Here is a 20,795-nt window from a genome sequence, read left to right as displayed (position 1 = left end):
CCTCGTCGGCCGTCCTTGTACGGCCGCCGATGCCGAGGCTCGTCGCCGCGGCGCTGCGGGACATCGGCTCGCGGGCCGCGGATCCGTCGGCCCCAGGACGGAGTAGCGCCCCGTCCTTTCGGCCGATGCGCGGCACGGCGCGGTCCCTAGGCTGAGAACCGTGCTGCGAGACGACCTTCGAACCCTGTGGACCGAACCACGGCCGCCCGACGCGCCCGCCCGGGTGTGGCGGGACTGGGCACTGCTCGGCGCGGGCCTGGGCGGTGTGGTGCTGGAGGCCGCACTGCGCGAGGACGTGGTGTGGCGGCCGGTGGCCGTGGTGCTCGCCGTCTGGCTGTGCGTGCTGCCCCTGTGGCGCCGGACCCGCCCGCTGGCGATGGTCGTGCTGGCGTTCGGTTCGATGATCCTGCTCCAGGTGGCCTCCCTGGTCGCCGCACCCAGCGAGCCCGTCGGCCTGAACACCGGCGCGATCGTGCTCGTACTGGTGTATGCGCTGCCCCGGTGGGGGTCGGGACGGGAGATCGTGCTGGGCGGCGCGGTGATCCTCGGGGCCTTCGCCATGTCGGCCGTTACGGACGACACCCCGGCCGCGGAACAGGTGGGGGGCTTCGTCTTCCTGTTCCTGCCCGGCTTGATCGGGGCCGCCGTGCGGTTCCTGGCGACCGCTCGCGAGCGGCAGTTGGAGAAGGTACGCTCCCGCGAGCGCGAGCAGCTCGCCCGGGAACTGCATGACACGGTGGCCCACCATGTTTCGGCCATGGTGATCCGCGCCCAGGCGGGCCGGGTGCTCGCGGGCACCGACCCGGCCGCCGCCGTCGAGGCGCTGGAGGGCGTCGAGGAGGAAGGTGCGCGCACGCTGGAGGAAATGCGAGCCATGGTCGCCGCGCTGCGCGACCGCGGGGCTGGCGCCGAGCTGGCGCCTCCTGCCGGTGTCGCGGATCTGGAGCGCCTGGTGCGCACCCCAGGTGGCCGCCTCAGGGTCGACCTGGGGCTGGACGGCGAACTGGAATCGCTGCCCCCGGCCGTGGACGCGGCCGTCTACCGGATCGTGCAGGAGTCGGTGACCAACGCGCTGCGCCATGCGGTCGACGCGACCGAGCTCGTCGTTCGGGTCGCCGCGGAACGGCACACGGTACGGGTGAGCGTGCGCGACAACGGCCGGCGCACCGGCCGGGGTCGCGACGGATACGGACTTACCGGACTGCGCGAGCGCGCGACCCTGCTCGGCGGCACACTACGAGCCGGCCCGGGTACTGACCGGGGCTGGCATGTCGAAGCCGAACTGCCGAGAGCGAGGAGCGAGAGCGGTGTCCATTCGCGTCCTCGTCGCTGACGACCAGACGATCATCCGCACCGGATTGCGGATCATGCTGAACGCCCAGCCCGGCATCGAGGTGGTCGGCGAGGCCGCCGACGGGCGGGAAGCGGTACGTCTGGCCCGCGAACTACGCCCCGACGTCTGCCTGTTCGACATCCGCATGCCCGTACTCGACGGGCTCGAGGCCACCCGGCTGGTCGCCGGCCCGGGCGTCGCCGACCCGCTGGCCGTGGTCGTCATCACCACGTTCGACCTCGACGAGTACGTCTACGGCTCACTGCGTGCCGGCGCCCGCGGATTCCTCCTCAAGGACACGGGACCGGACCTTCTGGCGCAGGCCGTACGGTCGGCGTCCGACGGTGAGGCGCTCATCGCGCCCAGCGTCACCGTCCGTCTGCTCCAGGCATTCGCGGACCTGCCCGCCGGCCGGCCCGTGGCCCAGCCGGTCTCCCCCGTCACCGCCCGCGAGGAGCAGGTGCTCCTCGCCGTCGCTCGCGGGCTGACCAACACCGAGATCGCCGATGCACTGCACATCAGCCTCAGCACGGTGAAGACGCATCTGGCCAGCCTGATGGCCAAACTCGGCGCCCGCAACCGGGTCGAGATCGCGATGTGGGCCTACGAAACGCGCCGTATCCTCCCCGGAACCTGAGCCGGGTGCCGGGCCATGTCCCATGAGTCCCCGCCCGGACATCAGTGCACCGGTCGGCTCACGTCGGCTCCACGTGCCTCACCCGCCCCAGAGCGTGACGTACCAGGAGGCCGGAACTGGGACGGTGAGACACCCGATACGACAAGACTCCCGACAGCTACCTCGCCAGTCTCCACCTGCACGCCTCGATGATCTGGATCAAAGACCTCACCAGGACCACCCGATGATCACGACTCGATACGCGCCCTAGTGCCGCGTCAGAGAACCTTTGCCCTGGGGGCGGCGGCTGGACGCGAGCGCACAGCACGTCGCCGTTCCTCCGCCTTCACCGAGGCAGGCTCCGAGCCGGTGTACGTCAATCAGCTCGGCCACGACCTGGTCCTGCGCGCCAGGGACAGGGAGGAACACCGGGTCGGCTGACCGCTGTTGCCGGGTGCTCCGGCTTTCCTGCCACTCTCCGATCCCGCAGTGGCACACTTTGATGACGCACGGCATACGGGGGGCCCACTCGCGGGCCCAATGCGATCAGGCGTACGTGGAGAGGCGGTCTGCCATGCGATCCCTGTTGGCGGTGGACAGCTCCGAAGGGCCCGACTCCCTTGCGGACCTCATCAGTTGGCTGAACGACGAAACACTCCTACGTGGGCGGGTACGGACCCCCGCGCCCGCGCCCGGCACCGGTGAACTGGGCGGCTGGACCGACATCGTGGTGGTCGCGGTCGGCGCGGGAGGCGCACTTACCGCGCTGGCGAGGGCGCTCTCCGTGTATCTGCAGCAGCCCCGCCGCAGCACAGTCCGCGTCAAGGTGGTCGCCCCCGACGGGAGGCGCACGGAAGTGGCGGTCGAGCACGCCAAGGACCTCACCGCGGTCGAGGACCTGCTGCGGACGGCCCTGCACCCGGACGCCGATCCGGCCCGGGGCGTTGTCTCCCCCGACGCCGCCCCCGCCCTCGGCGAGGCATCCTCACCGGAAAGCTGACCATGCTGCGTCCACCCAACCCGGGCCGCTCACGCGCCGTGCTGCTGGGCACAGCGGCGTACACGGAGGACCCTCTCCTCCCGAACGTCCCCGCCGTACGCAACAACGTCCGCGACCTCCAACGGCTGCTCACTGAAGGGCGGCCCGGCGCCTTCTCAGCAGAGACCACCCGAGTCGTGCTCGACCCGGCCACCCCGCGGGATCTCGGACTGCCGCTGCTGGAAGCCGCACGACAGGCCGAGGACGTCTTCCTCGTCTACTACGCGGGGCACGGGATGGTCGGCCCCGAGCGGCGTGAGCTGTACCTCGGGCTTGCCAAGTCCGTAGCCGACGCGCCCTCCTTCACAGCCTTCCCCTTCCAGGGCATCCGCGAGGCATTCCTGGCCAGCCCGGCGCGCAACAGGGTGCTGATCCTCGACTGCTGCTTCTCGGGGCGGGCCATCACGGGCGGCCTCTCCCCCACTCACGTGCACGAGCCGCTCATCGACCAGATGGAGATCACCGGGACCTACACCCTTACATCTGCCGCCGCGAACGAACCCGCCCGCTTCCGGGATGGCGAACGGCACACCGCGTTCACCGGCGAACTGCTGCTCGCCCTGCGCGACGGCATCCCCGCCACCTCGGCGGCCGAGGTCACGCTCGGCGCCCTGTTCCGGCACCTCAAGCGTGTCCTGCCGGCGAAGGGCCTGCCCGAACCGCAGCAGTGCGGCACCGACACCGCCGAGTTCCTGATCCTGACCCGCCCCAGGCGTCGCGGCAGGCGCGGCGCCGTCGTCGAGCCGAACGTGACCGGGCCGCCGGGCAGCCGGGACGGGCTGCTGGCACGCCGGGACCTCGGCCGCCGACGCGGTGAGGAGGGCCAGACGGCCGAGGCCATCCGGCTGCTCAGCGAGGTCGTGCCCGATCTCACCCGGACCTTTGGCCCGGACAACCCCGAAACCCTCATCGGCCGCATCAACCTCGCCTATTGGACGGGCAGGGAGGGCGACGCCGCGGAAGCGCTGCGGCTGTCCACCGACACCGTCAAGGACATGACGCGGGTGCTGGGCCCGTACCACCAGGCGACCCTCGTCGGTCAGAGTCAACTTGCCCACTGGATCGGCGAATCGGGCCAGCACCACGAGGCGCTGCGACTCACCACGTCCGTCGTCCCCGACCTCACGCGCATCCTTGGCCCCGACAACCGCGAGACCCTCATCGGTCGGGGCCGGCTGGCCCGTTGGACCGGGGAGGCGGGCGCCCCTGCGGCGGCGGCACGGCTGACTGGCGAACTCGTACCCGACCTGTCTCGCGTCCTGGGCGCGGAGGACCGCGAGACCTTCACCGGGCGGCTCAACCAGGCGCACTGGACGGGGCGGGCCGGTGGCGCGAAGCCCGCCGTGCGGCTGCTCACCACCCTGGTACCGGACCTGTCCTGGACCCTCGGGGCGGACGACCGGCACACCCTCATCAGCCGCTCGCGGCTGGGCCAGTGGTCAGGAGCAGCGGGCCGTCGGCACCGGGCCCGGGAGCTGTTCGACGCCGTGGTGCCGGACCTGAGCCGTGTCGTGGGCCCCGACGACCGCGAGACCCTGCTCGCCCGCAGCCAGCTCGCCCACTGGACCGGCGAGACGGGCGAACCGGAGTCAGCGGTGGCGCTGTTCACCCTGCTGGTGAGCGACCTCGCCTGGGTGCTCGGCCCCGACGACCGGGTCACGGTGGTCAGCCGAGCCCGGCTGGCCCACTGGATGGCGGTCCAGGGCGCGGTGGGTGACGCAATCCGCCAGTTCCACGCCGTCCTGCCGGACCTCGACCGCGTGCTGGGCCCCGATGCACCCGAAACCACTGAGAACCGCATCCTGTTGGCGCACTGGCGCAAGAAGGCGGACCGCCGGTTCAAGAGGCATATCTTCTACGGGGCCGGGACCCCCGGAGGTACACGGTGACCGCAGCCCCCGGACCGGACCACACCCTGCGGGCCTCGGACCCCGTACAGATCGGCCCCTACCGACTGCTCGGACGGCTCGGCTCCGGGGGCATGGGCCGGGTGTATCTGGGCCGCTCGATGACCGGGCAGCTGGCCGCGGTCAAGGTGCTGCACGATCAGCTCGCCGAGGACCAGCTTTTCCGGAGCCGGTTCGTGCGCGAGCTCGACGTGGCTTCGCGGATCAGCGGGAGGTTCAGCGCCGCTGTTCTGGGATCCAGCGGACTTCGCGACGAGCATCTGTGGCTGGCGACCGAGTACGTCCCGGGGCCCTCGGTACTCGAGGCGGTCGAGGCGTCCGGACCGCTCGACACTGAGACGGTGCTGGCGCTGTGTCTCGGACTGCTCGGCGCGCTGGAAACGATCCATTCTGCGGGGGTCATCCACCGCGACCTGAAACCCTCGAACGTCCTGCTCGCCGCGGATGGCCCTCGCGTGATCGACTTCGGTATCTCGGCCGCCGTCGACACGACCCGGCTCACCGCGACCAACGTGGCCGTGGGAACGCCGGGCTACATGTCACCGGAATTGATCCGGGGGGGCACCGAGGTGGGACCCGCCAGTGATGTCTTCGCGCTGGGGTGCACGCTCGCCTTCGCCGCCACCGGCGTCAGCCCCTTCGTGGGGGCGAACGCGGTCGAGACGGCCTTCCGGGTCATCCGCGAGGACCCCGACCTCACGGGGCTCCCCGAGGAGATCGCCTCACTGGTCGAACCCTGCCTGCAGAAGGAACCGGAGCGCCGGCCCTCGATCGACGCGTTGATCAAAACGCTGCCCGCTGCGGAGACGGATCGGATCTCCCGGCTACTGGCCCATGGGCAATGGCTGCCCGCACACATCCAACGCCAGACATTGGAACACGAGGGCAGGGCCCTCGCGTGGGATGGTTCGCGCCAGTCGTCGCCGCAGACCGTTCTGCAGGATTGGCCGCTCCCCACCGACGACGACACCAGGTCCCTGTTCGCCCCCCGTGCCGCGACGCCCGACGAGGCACAGCCGACGGACCCGAGCACCGTGGTACTCAACGGCAGCGCCCCGGTACCCGCACCGCTCACCCTGCCTGCGCCACCGTCCCTCGGCACCTTCGGCCCGCCTCCGGGCAGCGGTCCGCCGTACGTCCCCGGCACCACGGACCGCGACGAACCCGAGCCCGGCCCCATGGACGAGGTGTCCATGCGCACCCACACGGCCCTCCTGCCCGCCGACACACCACCGCTGCCGCGAATCCCGCGTCGCGGCTGGCTCCGCTGGGTTCCGGCTTTCCGCGGGAAGGTCCGGAAGTGATCTCCTCGGCTGTCTCCCCAAACTAGTGCCGCATCAAGCAACGTTCGCCCGCTCCTCGTCGTCTGACCCCGGGGCAGCTGCGGTCAGTCGATTGGCGATCTCTTCGGCGGTCAGCACGAGCGCGAAACCTTTACGCAGAACGGCGAGTTCTGGTTCCTGCCGAGACTCGTCGTCGGTGGCCGTCACATCGGATCCGAAGACTACCTTGTAGCCGCGTTCATATGCCTGCCGGGCCGTGGTGCCACAGCAGTAGTTGGTGAGCGTTCCCGTGACGATGACCGTGTTGCGATCGAGGTTGCGCAGCACTGTGTTGAGCGGAGTGTCGTAGAACGCCCCGTAGGAGGGCTTGCGGATAAAGGCTTCATCGGGACGGCGGCCCATGTGGCCCCATACCTCGGCAGGGCCTGGTCGGTGCCGGTCGCTGTCGGCGTGCGGGAGAAAGCGCAGGGCGTGCGGCCGGTCCAGTCCGAGATGGGTGTCGTCGACGATGGTCCAGATCACCGGGACCGAGGCGCCCCGGCAGTCTTCGACCAGTTGCTGCAGCCGGGGCGCCATCCGGGTGGCCGCGGGCACCCAGTAGGGACTCCAGCCGGGCTGAACGAGCTCGTCCTGCATGTCGATGACCAGCAGTGCTGTCCGCTCGGGCCGTATGTCGAACGATGCCCGGCCTCGCTCGTAGGTGTTGCGCGCTCGCGTGGTCACCCATTCTTCGGTGTACGTCATTCCCGCCTCCTGCATCGATTCGAGGTATCTCGTTTCGATGTGCGAGAGTAACGGCATGTTCGAACTCGCGATCCTGGGATTCCTGGCCGAGGGGTCGCTGCACGGCTATCAACTGCGCCACCGGATAGCTCACTTGTCCGGCCATGTCCGGCCGGTCAGCGACGGCAGCCTCTACCCGGCGATCAACCGGCTGGTCAACGCCGGGCTGCTCGGCCGACGGGCCGAACCGGGCGCCTTGGCCGCTCAGCGGCACACCCTGAACCTGACAGACGCCGGCCGCTGTGAGCTGCTGCGCCGATTGCGGGATGCCAACGGCCTGGACATCAGCGACAGCACCCGGTACTTCACGATCTTGGACTTCCTCTCCCACCTGCCCGACACTGCTGACCAGCACGCGGTACCGCGCCGCCGGCTGGAGTTCCTGGAACAGCCGGCGAGCTTCTTCCATGACGGTGACCGCTCACTGGGCGCGGACGACACCGACGACCCCTACCGACGCGGCATGCTCACCATCGCCCGCGCCACCAGCCGCGCTGAAAGATCCTGGCTTCGGGGCGCGTTGGCCTGACACGGCGTCGGCAGGCACCCCGCATGTTCTGGACCCGGACACCTCCTCTTTCCAAGAGACTGTGGGAGTGGCAGAGCCGGTACGGGTCCGCGAGATTGACGACGACGAGGGGCAGCGCCCGCTGCGGATCATCCGCCGGGGCGCCGGCTCGGTGGTGACCTGGCGGCGGGCCCAGATGGTGCTGCTGTCCGCGCAGGGCATGCCGGTGGCGAAGATCGCCGAGGTGACGTTAACCAGCGACGACCGGGTCCCGGACGTGATCCACAACTTCAACGCCGACGGCTTCGACGCCCCAATCAGCGTTGCCGCAGGGCGCGGAGCGGCGCCCAGTCCGTTCTGGCGGCCCGCTGGCCTCCACGCAGGCCGGCATCGAGAAGTTCTTCTTCGGCCAGCCCAACGGCTGGCTCTCCGCAGAACCGCACGCCTCACTCAACATCGCCCTCCAGTCGATCCTGCAGGACCTGGAGCGTCAGGCCGCCGATCCGATGGCCCGGCTGCGCAACACGCACGGGCTAAGACCGACCGGCAAATGGATCACTTGAGGCGGCGGCTGGTGGGTCGGCCATCCCAGCGGTAGCGGCTGCGTGCCTGCCAGATCAGCATGCGAAGTGTGACGAGGGTAGCGGCGAGGTAGAGGTAGAAGTCCACGACCCTGCCGTTTCTCTCGGTGCAGCGCCGAAGCTTGCCGTAGCCGTTCATCCACGAATGCGTGCGCTCGACGGGCCAGCGCCTGCTGGCCTGGATCGGGGCGGGTACACCCTTGCGGGCGATCTCGGCAGTGAACCCCAACTCGGCTATCAACGCACGGGACTTGATGCTGTCGTAGCCCCGGTCGAGGTTGACGTTCACGGTGTCCGGCAGCATGCCGACCTGCTCCTGCGCGGCGTCCAGGGTCAGTCCGAGCAGTGGCGAGTCATGCCTATTGGCCCCCTCGGAGACGATCCCCAGCGGGACGCCGCGGGCGTCGCAGGCGGCGGAGCGCTTCAGCCCCTGCTTGCCCCGGTCTACCGGCGAGCGGCCGGCCTTCTCCCCGCCGGACGGGGCCTTGGTGATGCAGCCGTCCACCGAGATCTCGCCAAGGTCGAGGCCGATCATCCGGTCGTAGGCGTCCAGGGCGAGAGCGTGCAGCACTTTGGAAATCCCCTGCCGGGACCCTCTCTTTGAGGCGTCGGCGGATGGTGCGGTCCGAGCATCCGGGCGTGGAGATCCGCTCGTAGCCGGAACCATGGACCAGCGCGAGCACGACGTGCTCGAAGACGGTTCGGTCGGGGATCCGGCGGCGGTGACAGCCCAGCGGGTGGCCGACGACGAACTCCTCCCGGACGGGGAGGAGCGCGGCGAACTGGTCCCACAGGGGTTCGAGCAGGCAAGCTGGCAGCGCGGGCACGGCCGTCCTTCGTGATCACTGAGCGTAGAGATTACGAGCATGAGGTACGCGCAGGGCGGCGGGTCGACCGACCCTGAGCTCAGGGCAGGTTCACCACGGGAGGTTCCCGGATCGGTCGATGAACTGTCCCGTCGGCCCGTCCGGGCCGATCGTCGCGAGGGTCACGATGGACTCTGCGCCGTCGGCGACGCTGTGTCCGAGGCCGCCGGTGAAGTCGGTCGCGGTCTGCCCGGGGTCTGCGGCGTTGACCTTCACGTCCTTCAGTTCCTTGGCGTACTGCGTCGTGAGCATCGTGACCGCGGCCTTCGAGGCGCAGTAGAGGGGCAGGGCATACCGCGACTCGATCCGCGCCGGGTCCTGGGTCATGCTGAAGGAGCCCATCCCGCTGGACACGTTGACGATGACGGGGTTCGGCGACTTGCGCAGCAGCGGGAGGAAGGCGTGCGTGACGCGCACGATCCCGACGACGTTCACGTCGAGCACGGCGCTCACGTCGGCCGCGGTGTACTCCTCGACGGGGCCGACCTTGCCAAGGACGCCGGCGTTGTTGACCAGGACGTCGATCGTTCCCTCATGCGCGGCGACATCCGCGGCCGCGGCCTGGACCGAGGCGTCGTCGGTCACGTCGATCTGAACGAACCGGGCGCCGAGCGACTCGGCCGCGGCCCGACCGCGCTCACGGTGGCGGGCACCGAGGAGGACGGTGTGCCCCGCCTCGACGAGGCGACGAGCGGTTTCAAAACCGAGGGACTTGTTGGCCCCGGTGATGAATGTGGTGGTCATGCTGGCTCCTCCTGGTCCGAACAGCACGGTCGTGCGCTGTTCACGCACTCCATGCTGGGTCCCCGGGAGGGTTGGCGGGAGCTACGGGACTTCCTGGTACCGCGCGTACCACCCAGCAGCCTGGTCCACCGGACGAGGCGGAACGCGGGCCTTCATTTCTGAGGAGACATCCTCTGGACCCCAATGGCCGCAAGGAATTCGAGTTTGCTGCGGGCGGCGGTGCCTGGCTGAGGCGTGTACACCACGAGGCGGAGGTTCGTGTCCTGGGTGTTGAGGATGTCGGAGTTCATGGCGATGTCTCCGACATCCGGGTGCTGGACGAGTTTGTGCGCACTCTGGTGACCGCCCACCGCTCGGCGGCTCCACAACTCGCAGAACCGTGGGCTGAGGTTCAGCCTCGATACCAACGCCGCGAGGTCGGGATCGTCGGGGTACCGGCTCGTCGTCGCGCGCAGGTCGGCGACGAGGGACTCCTCGAACGCCGCCCGCTCGGCCGCCGTCTGCCGGACCCGGGGCAGCTCACCCAGGAACTGCCAGACCAGGACGTTGCGATCTCCCACACCGCGGACCGTGGGATCGCCGAACGTGGCCGCGAACAGCGGATTCCAGTGCAGCAACTGCCAGGTGGCGTCGTAGATCGCCAACGGGTTGCCGGCGAGCTGGTCCACGATCCGGTACAGGCTCCCTGGGATCATTCGCGGAACCCGGCTCGGATCCGCTGCGTGACCAGCCATGCGCAAAAGGTGAGCATGCTCGTCGTCGGACAGGTGCAGGGCGCGAGCCAGGGCCGAGCAGACCTGCGCCGAGGGTGTCGCCACCCGTCCCTGCTCCAGCCGGACCACGTACTCGACCGAGATGCCGGCCAGCGTCGCCAGCTCCGCGCGTCGCAGACCGGGGACCCGACGGGGTGACCCGTGTGCCAAGCCCACCGTCACGGGATCCAGCCGGTCCCGCCACGCCCGCAGCGCGGCACCGAGTTGATCCATGCACACCATCCTCCCGCACACCCCGCCCCGCTGGGTGGTACGCGCTGTACCACGAAGCCCCGTAGCTCCCGCCGACGCTCCCCTGGGCTCAGTGTCGAGTCGTGAACGGCGCACAACGATGCTGTTCGGAGTCAGGAGGAGCAAGCATGACCACCACGTCGAACCACTACGTCACCGTGCTGTGGGAAGCCCGGGCCAAATCCGGGAAGGAAGCCGCGATGAAGGCGTTCATGACAGCCGCCGTCACCGCATCACGCTACGACGCGGGCAACATCGACTACGAGGCTCACCAGGTCGAGGGACAACCGGGCGCGTTCGTCATCTTCGAGCGCTGGGAGAGCCGCGAGGCCCTCGAAGGCCACCTGCAGGCACCCCGCATGCAGGACCTGGTGCCCCAACTGCTGGAACTGATGGACGGCAGCATCAAGGACGGGATCCGCTTCCTGCAGCCGTTCCGCCCGGCACGGTAGGCCGACCCGGAGCACGGCGGTCCTGATGGTCGTCCTCCGATGCTGAGCGGTTTCGAGTAGCAAGACGGCAGCGCGGGCACGGCCATCCTTCGTGATCACTGAGCGTAGAGACTCCATGATCACGTGGACCCGTGCCTGCTCTGCAGCCTCCCCCACACCCGATGCCTATTGCCGGTCGTTCTAAGGGAGTTGGCCGCGGGTAACACCGCAACTGGCCGAAGGCGAACTCCAGTTGGTGACTGACTGGATCGACGCCATCCTGCAGCGCAGAAAAGCACAGGACGCACAGGGTTCGGAGCGGACAGTCCTCACAACGAGTCACACTGATCACGGGAGCACCCTCGTCCCGTAGACAGACACGATGGCGTCCGAGGCGGGATGTTCACGCTGCGCGCCCCGGCGGGCGCAGTCACCGGCGGGGCCTTTCGGCTGAGCTGGACGGCGTCGTGAGCGCATCGGATGCGCCAGATCCAGATCGGTCTGTATCCGGCCTGATCAGGATTTCAGCCCCCCTCAGCTTGTGCACTTCGCAGGGCCTGGTGTGGCCGACGGGGTACCTGGTTTGACATATTTGCGTACCGAGTTGGGCGTGCTCGAGTCCGCGCCGCTGATCTGGCTGTGGGTGTTGCGCCGGGACTGACCCATCGGCACGAGCACCGAACACCTTCGACCGGGTGTTTGCAGGCAGGGTGGGAACAGCGGGCGCCGTCCGACGGTGCCCCATGCTGAGGTTCACGGGGGGAGAGCAGTGCGCACAGGCAAAGCCAGGGCGATGCGGAACCTGATCGGCCAGCTGGTCGACGGGCTGAGCCTTCCCATTCCCACGGACCCAGACGCACTGTTCGCCGCCCTGATTGACAGGGTCGCCGAAATCAGAGGCCGTCAGGTCATCCTCCTCAAAGAAGAGTTCCCGCACCGCACCGCCACGGGCCTGTGGCTCGACATGCCGGAGCACGACATCATCCTCGTCGACAAACGGGCGGCGCCTGTCCACAAGCTTGCGATCATGTGCCACGAGATCTGGCACATGGTCAGAGGAGATTGCGGCCACCACGCCGCGGGCGTCTCCGTTGCTGCACGAGCGCTGAGCGGCCGGGCCGATCTCCAGCAGGTGGTGAGGGCTGTGGCCGCACGTACCGAGTTCCATGAGCGCTCGGAGCAGGAAGCCGAGACCTTCGCCTTGCGGGCGGTCACGCATCTGCGGATCTGGCTGGAGGGGGAACCCAGCAGCCCCTCCACAGACCGGACCCAGATTGCGGGCCGGATCGGGGCCTCACTGGGACACCGCCGGTCCAAGGTCTGACCCGTGGACGCCTCGCCCTACTACATACCCGCGCTTGCTCTGTGGGCCGGCCTCGGGGCAAAGCTGCCTGATTTGGTGCGAACCTGGCGTGACCCGCTGGTCCGGTCGGTTTGCTGGGTGATCTTCCTGGGTGGCGCCGGATTCATTTTCGCCGTCCCGCCCACTGTTGCCGCCGTGAACCATGCCAGCGGCATCCCGAATCTCGCCGCTCCCCTCGACTACGCCATCGTCAGCGCCTACAGCGCCTCCTGCCTGCTGTTGATTCTTCACTGGCGCGGAGGGTCAGCCGACCATGTGCGGCGTCTAGCTCGGCGCTGGCAGATCGGCTACACCATCCTGATCACGCTGCTCGTCGTCCTCTTCATGATGGGAGATGCCCCCATCGAGCGGCGTACAGATCTTGACACCTACTACGCCACCACGCCCTGGATCGGGCAGATGATCGCGCTGTACCTGCTCGGCCACATGACCGCCGCGGTGGCAACCACGGTGCTGTGCTGGCGCTGGGCGCTGCAGGTCCACGGATGGCTGCGGGCCGGGTTGTGGCTCCTCGTTGCAGCCTGGCTGTTGAACCTGTCGTTCAGCACACTGAAGCTCATCGCGGTGGCGGCGCGGTGGACCGGCAACGACTGGGACGTCCTGAGCACCATCCTGGCGCCCGGCCTCGTGGGCCTGGCCGCTACCGTTGCTACCGTCGGATTCACGGTGCCCCTGCTGGGGCCGCGGGTGATCGGGCTTTGGCACGCCGTGGTGACCTGGTGGCGGCTTGGCCCCCTGTGGCACGAACTCAGCAGTGTCTCCCCCAGTAGCCCGCTCGCCGCCCCTATCCCCTGGTATTCGTCGTACTCCGTGCGGCTCACCCAGCGTGAGGCCGGCATCCAGGACGGGCTGAACCTCGTCCGCCCGCATCTCGATGACCGGGTTCGCTCGCGTGCGCAGACAGCGGCCCGGGCCGCGGGCCACGGAAACGAGGATGCTTCACGCATCGGCCTCGCGGCGATGATCGCTGCTGCTGTCCGCGCCCAGTCCAACGGCGCTTTCGCCAATACCGATGGATCTGACCACTCTGCAGGCCTCGCCGCGCGCGCCACCTTGGTCGGCGTGGCACGTGCCTTGCGCACGTCCCCCATCGTCGCGACAGCCCGTGGCGCGGCTGCGGCCGCAGTTGACGAAGGAAACCGGACATGAGCCCCTCCACCCTCCACGCCGGGTTACGTAGTCGCCCCGTCCCTCCTGACCGACCACCATCGTGGCTGCCCCCACGGGCCGCCGGCAGGCGCGTGTGCCGTGCCGCCGTGCCCGCATCCGCCGCCGCGTCGCCGCAGCCACCACGTCCGCCGCGTCGGGTCGCGGCGCCGCGACCGCCGTCCAGACGGCCGACCCCGGCCAACTCCCCCGAAGGAGGGGCGACCTAGTGGACAGCGGCATCGTCTTCTACATTCCAGGCGTTCTCCTCCTGCTTGCCGCCGGGCTGAAGCTGTCGGCAGGCACGGGAGTCTGGCGGGATGCCCTCATCGCATCGAGCAGCGCGATTCTCCTGGTCGGCTCCTGTGTGTGCATCCTGTCCGCCCCGCCCACGATCCGGTTCGTCAATGACACGACCGGCGTGGCGAACTTCAGCGCCCCGCTCGTCTACGCGGGCATGACCGCCCTCAGCGCGGGCTACCTCATACTGATGATCAGTTGGAAGGGCGGGCCGCCGGAGACACGTCAGCACGCTGCCCGGCTCGTACTGGCCGTGTACGGGCTGGTGATCGCAGGCATCTGGGTCTTGTTCGCCTTGGCCGACGTGCCCGTGGAACGGGCCCGGGACCTGGACACGTATTACGCCAACACGCCCTACATGCGCGAAATGATCGTGCTGTACATGGTCGCGCATACAGCCGCCACCGTCGCCCTTGCCGTCATGAGCGTGAGCTGGCTCCGGGAGGTGCATGGCGTGACCCGCGCCGGCTTGATCTTGCTCATCGTCGGCCTGACGTTCGACGCGGGCTACCAGGTCGCCAAGTACACCGCCATGGCAGCTCGCTGGGAGGGCGTCGACTGGGATTTCCTCTCCACCGATGTGTCCCCTCCGCTGGTCATGCTCGCTGGCATCACCAGCGCCTGCGGCTTCGCCATACCGAGGCTCGGGCCGCCAGCAGTTGACAATCTCCGCGCCTTGAGGCGCTACCGGCTTCTGAAGCCCCTGTGGGCGGAGATGCAATCGCTGCGCGCGCCGGCAGAGGGGATCATCCGCTGGTGGGATCCGCCCGTCGTGCGCCTGGCACGACAGGAAATCGCAATCTGGGACGGTGTTTTGGCCTGCTCGCCCTATCTTGACGACCAGGTGCGCACGACCGCGTACGCCGAGGCTGTGGCAGCACTTGCCGCCGATGGTACTTCCGGAGTGCGAACGCTCCTGCGGTCGACAGCCGGTGCGGTCACGCAGCCCTTCCGTGCAGCGCCGCGAACGCCGGCGACGTCCGCAGGTGACGGCGTACCCCAGCATGTTGCACACCAGGCCACGCTGGTGGCCGAGGCGGCGATGCTGGCCGCGGCCCGCGTACAGGTTTCCCACAATGACAGCGCCGAGGTACCGGCGAGAACGGGGACGCTGCAGTCCATTTCGAAACCGCAACTGATGGTGCGTCTCTCGCGGGCGCTGTCGTCGTCGCCGATCGTGGCCAAGGCACGGCGGCACGCCGCCGCCCAGACCACCAGCCATGATTAGCGCAAAGGGAGGTGCCGCATACGGCCGGCCCACACCAGGCCGGACTGCTGATCCCCATCGAGAACGGCCTCTGGCAGGTAAGTCTGAGCGGCGCACGCGGCGGAGAGGCCACTGACAACCCCTACGCCTTCGTCCCTTTCGCACTCCAGCTGCCACATCCGATGATCGGCCAACTGACCCCTGCTCTACCCGCCGCTGACTGACGCGCAACGCGCGGTGGTCAACTCCGTATCTTTCACTGAACAATAGGATGCCGTATCGGCTTCCGGAGACGTACGACCTGGCACACAGGGAATAGAGACGGCGGCACCGCGCGCCCTGGGGAGAAGGCCAACAACGTGGGGGACGTGAGCGCTAGCGCGGCTACGCCAGACACGGCTACGGCCTCCCACACGATCGGGCAACGCCTCGTCTGCCTGCCCGTGTCCCTTGACCACGCCCCGGAGAAGGCACTGGACAAGCACGGCCTGGCCGCCGCTCCCGGCATCCCGCCACAGACGGTGCGCCGGCTGCTCGCCGACCAGTCAGCCACTCCGCGCCGCCCAGTCGTAAGTGATGCGCTGTCGCGTATGGCTGAGCCAAGTCCGACGGCTCCTCTCTGCCCGCAAGAGAAAAGAGTGCACCTTATGTCATCGCCAGCCAGAACCGCCTCCCGCCGCACCGCGGTGGTCATCGGAGGGGGTATGACGGGCATGCTCGCCGCAACCGTGCTCGCCGACTTCGCAGACGTTCGGATCATCGAACGCGATGTGCTGCCCGATGGCCCGCAACCCCGCAAGGGACTGCCGCAGGCCCGCCACGCTCATGTGCTGTGGTCCGGCGGCGTGAAAGCCCTCGAGGACATCCTGCCTGGCATCATCGAGCAGCTCGTCGCCCGCGGCGCCCACACACCGCACATCATGACCGACTTGGTGTCCAAGGCCCCGTCGGGCCAGTGGTTCCGCAGGTTCAGCCACGCCCGCCACACCAACCTCCTGTGCAGCCGCGACCTCCTCGACGCCGTGATCCGCACCAGGGTTCTGCAGGACGAACGCATCACCCTCCTACAGCAGACCGAACTGCTCTCCCTGCAGGGCAACGGCGACCGCGTGACCGGCGTCAGCATACGGGCGGATCGGTCCGAAACATCCCTCCCAGCCGACATGGTGATCGACGCGAGCGGCCGCGCCAGCCGTGCCCCCGCCTGGCTACAGAACCTCGGACTTCCACCGATCCACGAGCGCACCGTCGACGCCGGCATCGGCTACGCCAGCCGGACATACCGCGCACCAGGCAGCGCCGCAGACGGCTTCCCCATTGTCAATGTCCAGGCCGATCCCCGCCAAGTCCCCGGCCGGGGCGGCATCATCACCCCCATAGAAGGCGGCCGATGGCTCGTGACGCTCGCCGGAACCCGGGGTGGGCAGCCCAGCAGCCACAACGACGAGTTCCTACCCTTCGCCCTCAGCCTGCCCCACCCCATCATCGGCGAACTGCTCGCGGGCGCCGAACCCGAAACCGACGTCGTCACCACCCGCAGCACCGCCAACAAGCGGCGTTACTACGAGAAGGCCACCCGCTGGCCCGATGGCTTCGCTGTGCTCGGGGACGCCGTCGCCGGCTACAACCCCGTCTACGGTCACGGGCTGAGCGCTGCCGCGCAGAGCGTCATCGCCCTGCGCCGCATCCTGCAGCAGCAGCACATCGGCGCACCCGGCACAGCCCGGCGCATCCAAAAAGCTGCGGCACGCCCAGTCGAGAACGCCTGGAGCCTGGCCGTAGGCCAGGACGTGTTCTACCCGGGCGCCAGTGACCAGCCCCCCACCCGCCTCGAAAAGACCCTCGCCGCGTTCGTCGACAAGGCGGTCGACGCCGGCTCGCGCAACCCGCATGCCCTACGCATCCTGCTGGATGTGATGAGCATGGAAAGACCGCCTGCCCGACTGCTCATGCCCGACATGCTCGCCCTGGTCTACCTCGGCCGGAAGAAACCTTCACTAGAAGGCCCGCCGCTGACGGAGCACGAACGCGGAGCCGCCACCACCTGAACTCGTTCCCATCTGAGGTCAGTTGTGCATCCCACACCCCGGGATGGCTGAACCTCCCTTCTTGGCATGTGCAGTGACCGGCGTGCTGCTCGCCTACAACGCAACTCGATCCATTCGGCAAGTCTCGATGACGGAGAGCCCAGACCGGGAACCGCGCCCCCGAGCGTGAGGTGACGCGCCCTGCGGTATGTCGTCACCGGCCCGCACCAGCAACGGCACCAGCATCGTCACCGCCGCCACCCCGCCGCCGGTGACGGCGATCGTCGCCGTTCCGAACGCCGCGGCGAGGACCGGCGTGGACAGCTGGCCGATGGGGATGGGCACGAAGGACCAGAACTCGTCGTGGGCGCCGAGCCGGGAGAACAGCCGCTCCGGGAGGTGGGTGTTATGAACGGTCTCCCCCACGACGGTGAAGAACTCGGAGACCACTCCCACCACGAACGCCGCCGCAGCCGGCCAAAACGTGTTCTCGCCAACGCCGAGCAGGATCAGCGGGACGGCGGCCATCGTCATCGAGGACAGCGCCGGCACCATGGGCCGCCGCACCGTCAGCTTCACCCTCACCACACTGGCCGGCAGCGCCCCGGCACCGCGGGCGCTCAGCACCATTCCCCAGCCCGCAGCACCGATCGTGCCGTTCGCAATCACCGGGCCCAGGATCTGCCAGACACCCATGTTGAGGGCGTTGCAGACGGCAAAGGCCAACGTCACCGTCCAGATCCACGGCCTGGAGCTGAAGTAGCTCCAGCGCTCGCGCAGTTCGCCGAGCATCGTCGGGCCGCCCTCGGTGCGCGGTGGCAGGTCGGGCAGCGACATCCGAGCGAAGAACGCGGCCGTCAGGAGGAAGGACGCGGCGTCCGCGCCGATCGCCCGGCCGCCTCCGACGGAAGCGGTCAGCAGGCCGGCTGCGGTCGGGCCAAGGATTCGAGTGGCGTTCCTGACGGACGCCAGCAGGGAACTGGCCTGCTGGAGGCCGCGTCCCGCCGCCAGATTCGAGACGATGCCGCGCAGGGGGCCACGAGTTCAGCATGCCGAAGGGCTGTTGAAGGTGAACTTGAGGGCAGGATCGGCTCGTTGGGCTGCAGTGCTTCCTCATGTTCCCCGAGGACCAGCGGACGTTCGCGGCCGTCGGCACCCGACTGCCGCCGGGAACGTCGCTGCCCGCCCCGGTCGGCGTCTTTCCGCGTCCTCAAGTGGAGTGACGTGCGTCACGTCGCATCGTGTCACGTCTCGGCGGTCCGCGGTGTCTTGAGGGCATGACCGAACACAGCAACCCCAGCAAGGTCGTGGTCATCGGCGGTGGTTACGCCGGAACGCTCGCGACCAACCGTCTGCGGATGCGCGCCGACGTCGACATCACTCTGGTCAATCCCCGCCCGAAGTTCATCGAACGCATCCGGCTGCACCAGTTCGTGGCCCGTGCCGGCGATGCCACGATTGACTACGGCACGCTGCTCGGCGAGGGCATCCAGCTGGTCGTCGACAGCGCCACACGCATCGACACCGCCGCCCGCACCGTGCAGCTGGCATCGGGCCGCGCCCTGGACTACGACTACGTCATCTACGCGGTCGGCAGCACCGCAGCGACACCGTCATCGGTGCCTGGCGCGGTCGAATTCGCTTTGCCCATCGCTGAATTCGAGTCCGCACAGCGGCTGCGCGCCAGGCTGGAGGAGTTGCCCCTCGATGCTCCGGTCACCGTGGTCGGCGGCGGGTTGACCGGCATCGAGACGGCCGCCGAACTGGCCGAGCAAGGACGCACGGTCACGCTGGTGTGTGGCCGGACCCTGGCGCCCTCCCTGAGTGCACCGGGGCGCCGATACGTCGCCAAGTGGCTGACCCGGCACGGCGTCGCCGTACTTGAGGCCGGCGTGGTGACCGAGGTCCGGCCGGATGCGGTCGTCCTTGCCGACGGTTCTGCCGAGGGTGCGGTGCGTCCGAGCGCACTGACCATCTGGACGACAGGTTTCGGCGTGCCGGAGTTGGCGGCGGCGAGCGGGCTGCGCACCGACACGCTCGGCCGGCTGCTCACCGACGAGACGCTGACCAGCGTCGACGACGACCGCATCGTCGCGGCCGGCGACGCCGCCGCACCGTCGGGCCAGCCGCTGCGGATGAGCGGCTACGCCGCCGGGCCGCTCGGGGCACAGGCGGCCAACACCGTGCTGAGCCGCATTGCGGGGACCGAACCGGCGGTGATCGACTTGGCCTTCACGGGGGCGTGCGTCAGCCTCGGCCGACGCGCCGCCATCCGACAGCTCGCCCGCAAGGACGACACCGCGGTGAACGTCTACATCGGCGGCCGCATGGGCGCGGCGATCAAGGAAGTGACCTGCAAGTTCGTAGTGTCGAAGAGGATCCGCCGTGAGGCCCACAAGCCGGGTTCCATGGGGTGGCCCAAGGGCGGCCCGCGTCCCGAGCAGCCGACCTCCGCTTCGCAGGAGGTCACCTCCCCGTGAGCACCGACGAGCACGCCGAGCGGTTCACCCTGTTGCGGCCGCTGCTGTTCACGATCGTCTACGAGATACTCGGTTCGGCAACCGAATCCGACGACGTGCTGCAGGACAGCTACCTACGGTGGGCCGACGTCGACCTCGCGACGGTGCGGGACACCAAGTCGTACCTGGCACAGCTGGTGACCCGTCAGGCGCTCAACGCACTGAGGGCGAGTGCGCGCCGTCGCGAGGATTACATCGGCCCGTGGCTGCCCGAACCGCTGCTGCTCGACGAGAACGACGCGTCGGCCGATGTGGTGCTCGCCGAGTCAGTGTCGATGGCGATGCTCGTGCTGCTCGAAACACTCACCCCCGATGAGCGTGCGGTATTCGTGCTGCGCGAGGTGTTCGGCTTCGACTACGACGACATCGCCGTGGCGGTGGGTAAGTCCGTGGTGACGGTGCGCCAGGTGGTGCACCGCGCCCGCGAGCACGTGCGGGCGCGGCGTAAGCGCTTCGAGCCCGTCGACGCGGCGAAGACCGCGCGGATCACCGAGCAGTTCATGACCGCGGCGGCAACCGGTGACCTGGAGGGGCTGCTCTCGCTGCTCGCACCGAACGCCACCTGGACCGCAGACAGCGGCGGCAAGACCACCGCGGCGCGTCGGCCGGTGGTGGGGGCGGAGAAGGTGGCCGCGGTCCTCATGAGCATCTTCCGCATGGGACGGCTGGCGGACCCGCGGATCAAGGTAGTCAACTGCAACAACACGCCCGCGATGGTGGTCTCCAGCGGCGACCACCCAGAAGGCGTCTTCCTGGTCGAGATCATCGACGGGAAGATCACCAACATCTACGCCATCCGCAACCCGGACAAGCTCGTCGCTGTGGCGGTTCCGCGTCAGATCAGCCGGTAGGGAGACCAGGAAGCACGGGATCGTCGTCGAAATGTTTCCCTACCGCAGAAGCGCAATCGGAAGGCCGAGATCGTTGAAAAGGTCGCATGCGTTCTTTCCGCTGGTCGCCACCCAAAGGCCCATCGGTGCCACGCAGACGTAGGCGGGCGAGCCGACGGGCTTCGGCTTCGCCGAGAATACCGTCCTGGCGCAGTCTGCTGAGGGTTGCCCAAGTCTGGCTCGATGCTGGCTATTTTGTGCACACGGACTTGCCGACGCCTTGACGATCCGTTCCATGAGCGTTCAAC

At 68.8% G+C, this 20,795-nt stretch carries 18 protein-coding genes and 2 pseudogenes; 15 read left to right on the top strand and 5 right to left on the bottom strand.

Going from position 1 to position 20,795, the window contains the following annotated elements:
- Nucleotides 1-160 precede the first annotated feature (160 nt).
- The 5 genes from ACZ4RZ_RS40765 (at nt 161) to ACZ4RZ_RS40745 (ending at nt 6,199) form a co-directional block, all read left to right on the top strand.
- Entirely contained in the window at nt 161-1,333 is a 1,173-nt protein-coding gene (locus ACZ4RZ_RS40765; RefSeq protein ID WP_467752502.1) for a sensor histidine kinase, read from the top strand.
- On the top strand, nt 1,308-1,970 hold the full coding sequence (locus ACZ4RZ_RS40760; protein WP_150497990.1) for a response regulator: 663 nt from the start codon (nt 1,308-1,310) through the stop codon (nt 1,968-1,970). The genes ACZ4RZ_RS40765 and ACZ4RZ_RS40760 overlap by 26 nt, the downstream gene beginning before the upstream one ends.
- A 553-nt stretch (nt 1,971-2,523) precedes the next feature.
- On the top strand, nt 2,524-2,949 hold the full coding sequence (locus ACZ4RZ_RS40755; RefSeq protein ID WP_467752501.1) for an effector-associated constant component EACC1: 426 nt from the start codon (nt 2,524-2,526) through the stop codon (nt 2,947-2,949).
- Nucleotides 2,950-2,951: 2 nt separating this feature from the next.
- Complete coding sequence (locus ACZ4RZ_RS40750; protein ID WP_467752499.1) at nt 2,952-4,877, top strand: caspase, EACC1-associated type; 1,926 nt, start codon at nt 2,952-2,954, stop codon at nt 4,875-4,877.
- Nucleotides 4,874-6,199 (top strand): serine/threonine-protein kinase, encoded by a 1,326-nt coding sequence (locus ACZ4RZ_RS40745; RefSeq protein ID WP_467752497.1) that lies wholly within the window; start codon nt 4,874-4,876, stop codon nt 6,197-6,199. The genes ACZ4RZ_RS40750 and ACZ4RZ_RS40745 overlap by 4 nt, the downstream gene beginning before the upstream one ends.
- A 33-nt stretch (nt 6,200-6,232) precedes the next feature.
- On the opposite strand, the gene ACZ4RZ_RS40740 is transcribed toward ACZ4RZ_RS40745, so the two are convergent.
- Nucleotides 6,233-6,922 carry a cysteine hydrolase family protein gene (locus tag ACZ4RZ_RS40740; RefSeq protein WP_467752495.1) on the bottom strand — a complete coding sequence of 230 codons (690 nt, stop codon included), beginning with the start codon at nt 6,920-6,922 and terminating at the stop codon, nt 6,233-6,235.
- Nucleotides 6,923-6,977: 55 nt separating this feature from the next.
- Here ACZ4RZ_RS40740 and ACZ4RZ_RS40735 point away from each other — a divergent pair, with 55 nt between their 5' ends.
- The 3 genes and pseudogenes from ACZ4RZ_RS40735 (at nt 6,978) to ACZ4RZ_RS40725 (ending at nt 8,032) form a co-directional block, all read left to right on the top strand.
- Entirely contained in the window at nt 6,978-7,490 is a 513-nt protein-coding gene (locus ACZ4RZ_RS40735) for a PadR family transcriptional regulator (RefSeq protein WP_467752493.1), read from the top strand.
- A 67-nt stretch (nt 7,491-7,557) separates the two neighbouring features.
- Nucleotides 7,558-7,836: pseudogene (locus ACZ4RZ_RS40730) on the top strand (helix-turn-helix domain-containing protein); the annotation flags it as partial.
- Nucleotides 7,793-8,032: a hypothetical protein gene (locus ACZ4RZ_RS40725; protein WP_467752598.1), complete on the top strand. Its 240-nt coding sequence runs from the start codon at nt 7,793-7,795 to the stop codon at nt 8,030-8,032. The pseudogene ACZ4RZ_RS40730 and the gene ACZ4RZ_RS40725, both read left to right, overlap by 44 nt.
- On the opposite strand, the pseudogene ACZ4RZ_RS40720 reads toward ACZ4RZ_RS40725, so the two are convergent.
- The 3 genes and pseudogenes from ACZ4RZ_RS40720 to ACZ4RZ_RS40710 form a co-directional block, all read right to left on the bottom strand.
- Nucleotides 8,025-8,877: pseudogene (locus tag ACZ4RZ_RS40720) on the bottom strand (IS5 family transposase). The gene ACZ4RZ_RS40725 and the pseudogene ACZ4RZ_RS40720 sit on opposite strands and share 8 nt — an antisense overlap.
- A 90-nt stretch (nt 8,878-8,967) precedes the next feature.
- Nucleotides 8,968-9,660, bottom strand: coding sequence for an SDR family NAD(P)-dependent oxidoreductase (locus tag ACZ4RZ_RS40715; RefSeq protein WP_467752492.1), 693 nt, complete (start codon nt 9,658-9,660; stop codon nt 8,968-8,970).
- A gap of 152 nt (nt 9,661-9,812) precedes the next feature.
- Nucleotides 9,813-10,646 carry a helix-turn-helix transcriptional regulator gene (locus ACZ4RZ_RS40710; RefSeq protein WP_467752490.1) on the bottom strand — a complete coding sequence of 278 codons (834 nt, stop codon included), beginning with the start codon at nt 10,644-10,646 and terminating at the stop codon, nt 9,813-9,815.
- 146 nt (nt 10,647-10,792) lie between these two features.
- On the opposite strand from ACZ4RZ_RS40710, the gene ACZ4RZ_RS40705 reads away from it, so the two are divergent.
- The 5 genes from ACZ4RZ_RS40705 (at nt 10,793) to ACZ4RZ_RS40685 (ending at nt 17,159) form a co-directional block, all read left to right on the top strand.
- Nucleotides 10,793-11,116 carry a putative quinol monooxygenase gene (locus tag ACZ4RZ_RS40705; protein ID WP_467752488.1) on the top strand — a complete coding sequence of 108 codons (324 nt, stop codon included), beginning with the start codon at nt 10,793-10,795 and terminating at the stop codon, nt 11,114-11,116.
- A 772-nt stretch (nt 11,117-11,888) separates the two neighbouring features.
- A complete protein-coding gene (locus ACZ4RZ_RS40700; protein WP_467752487.1) occupies nt 11,889-12,419 on the top strand; it encodes a toxin-antitoxin system, toxin component in 531 nt (176 codons plus the stop codon).
- A 3-nt stretch (nt 12,420-12,422) separates the two neighbouring features.
- Nucleotides 12,423-13,607: an MAB_1171c family putative transporter gene (locus tag ACZ4RZ_RS40695; protein WP_467752485.1), complete on the top strand. Its 1,185-nt coding sequence runs from the start codon at nt 12,423-12,425 to the stop codon at nt 13,605-13,607.
- Between the two features lie 226 nt (nt 13,608-13,833).
- Nucleotides 13,834-15,132, top strand: a complete 1,299-nt coding sequence (locus ACZ4RZ_RS40690; RefSeq protein WP_467752484.1) for an MAB_1171c family putative transporter — start codon at nt 13,834-13,836, stop codon at nt 15,130-15,132.
- A 626-nt stretch (nt 15,133-15,758) separates the two neighbouring features.
- Nucleotides 15,759-17,159 (top strand): FAD-dependent oxidoreductase, encoded by a 1,401-nt coding sequence (locus ACZ4RZ_RS40685; protein ID WP_467752482.1) that lies wholly within the window; start codon nt 15,759-15,761, stop codon nt 17,157-17,159.
- Between the two features lie 93 nt (nt 17,160-17,252).
- Here the strand turns inward: ACZ4RZ_RS40685 and ACZ4RZ_RS40680 are convergent, their stop codons facing one another.
- Entirely contained in the window at nt 17,253-18,149 is an 897-nt protein-coding gene (locus tag ACZ4RZ_RS40680) for an MFS transporter (protein ID WP_467752588.1), read from the bottom strand.
- A gap of 266 nt (nt 18,150-18,415) precedes the next feature.
- Here ACZ4RZ_RS40680 and ACZ4RZ_RS40675 point away from each other — a divergent pair, with 266 nt between their 5' ends.
- Together ACZ4RZ_RS40675 and ACZ4RZ_RS40670 are read left to right on the top strand one after the other, a co-directional pair.
- Nucleotides 18,416-19,618 (top strand): NAD(P)/FAD-dependent oxidoreductase, encoded by a 1,203-nt coding sequence (locus ACZ4RZ_RS40675; RefSeq protein WP_467752480.1) that lies wholly within the window; start codon nt 18,416-18,418, stop codon nt 19,616-19,618.
- Nucleotides 19,615-20,508, top strand: coding sequence for an RNA polymerase sigma-70 factor (locus tag ACZ4RZ_RS40670; protein WP_467752478.1), 894 nt, complete (start codon nt 19,615-19,617; stop codon nt 20,506-20,508). Before ACZ4RZ_RS40675 ends, ACZ4RZ_RS40670 begins: the two co-directional genes overlap by 4 nt.
- Nucleotides 20,509-20,795 lie beyond the last annotated feature (287 nt).

The sequence above is a fragment of the Streptomyces sp. NPDC027189 genome (genome assembly GCF_055566975.1).
The sequence above is the reverse complement of the archived record's forward strand: the minus strand, read 5'-3'. Positions and strand labels throughout refer to the sequence as shown.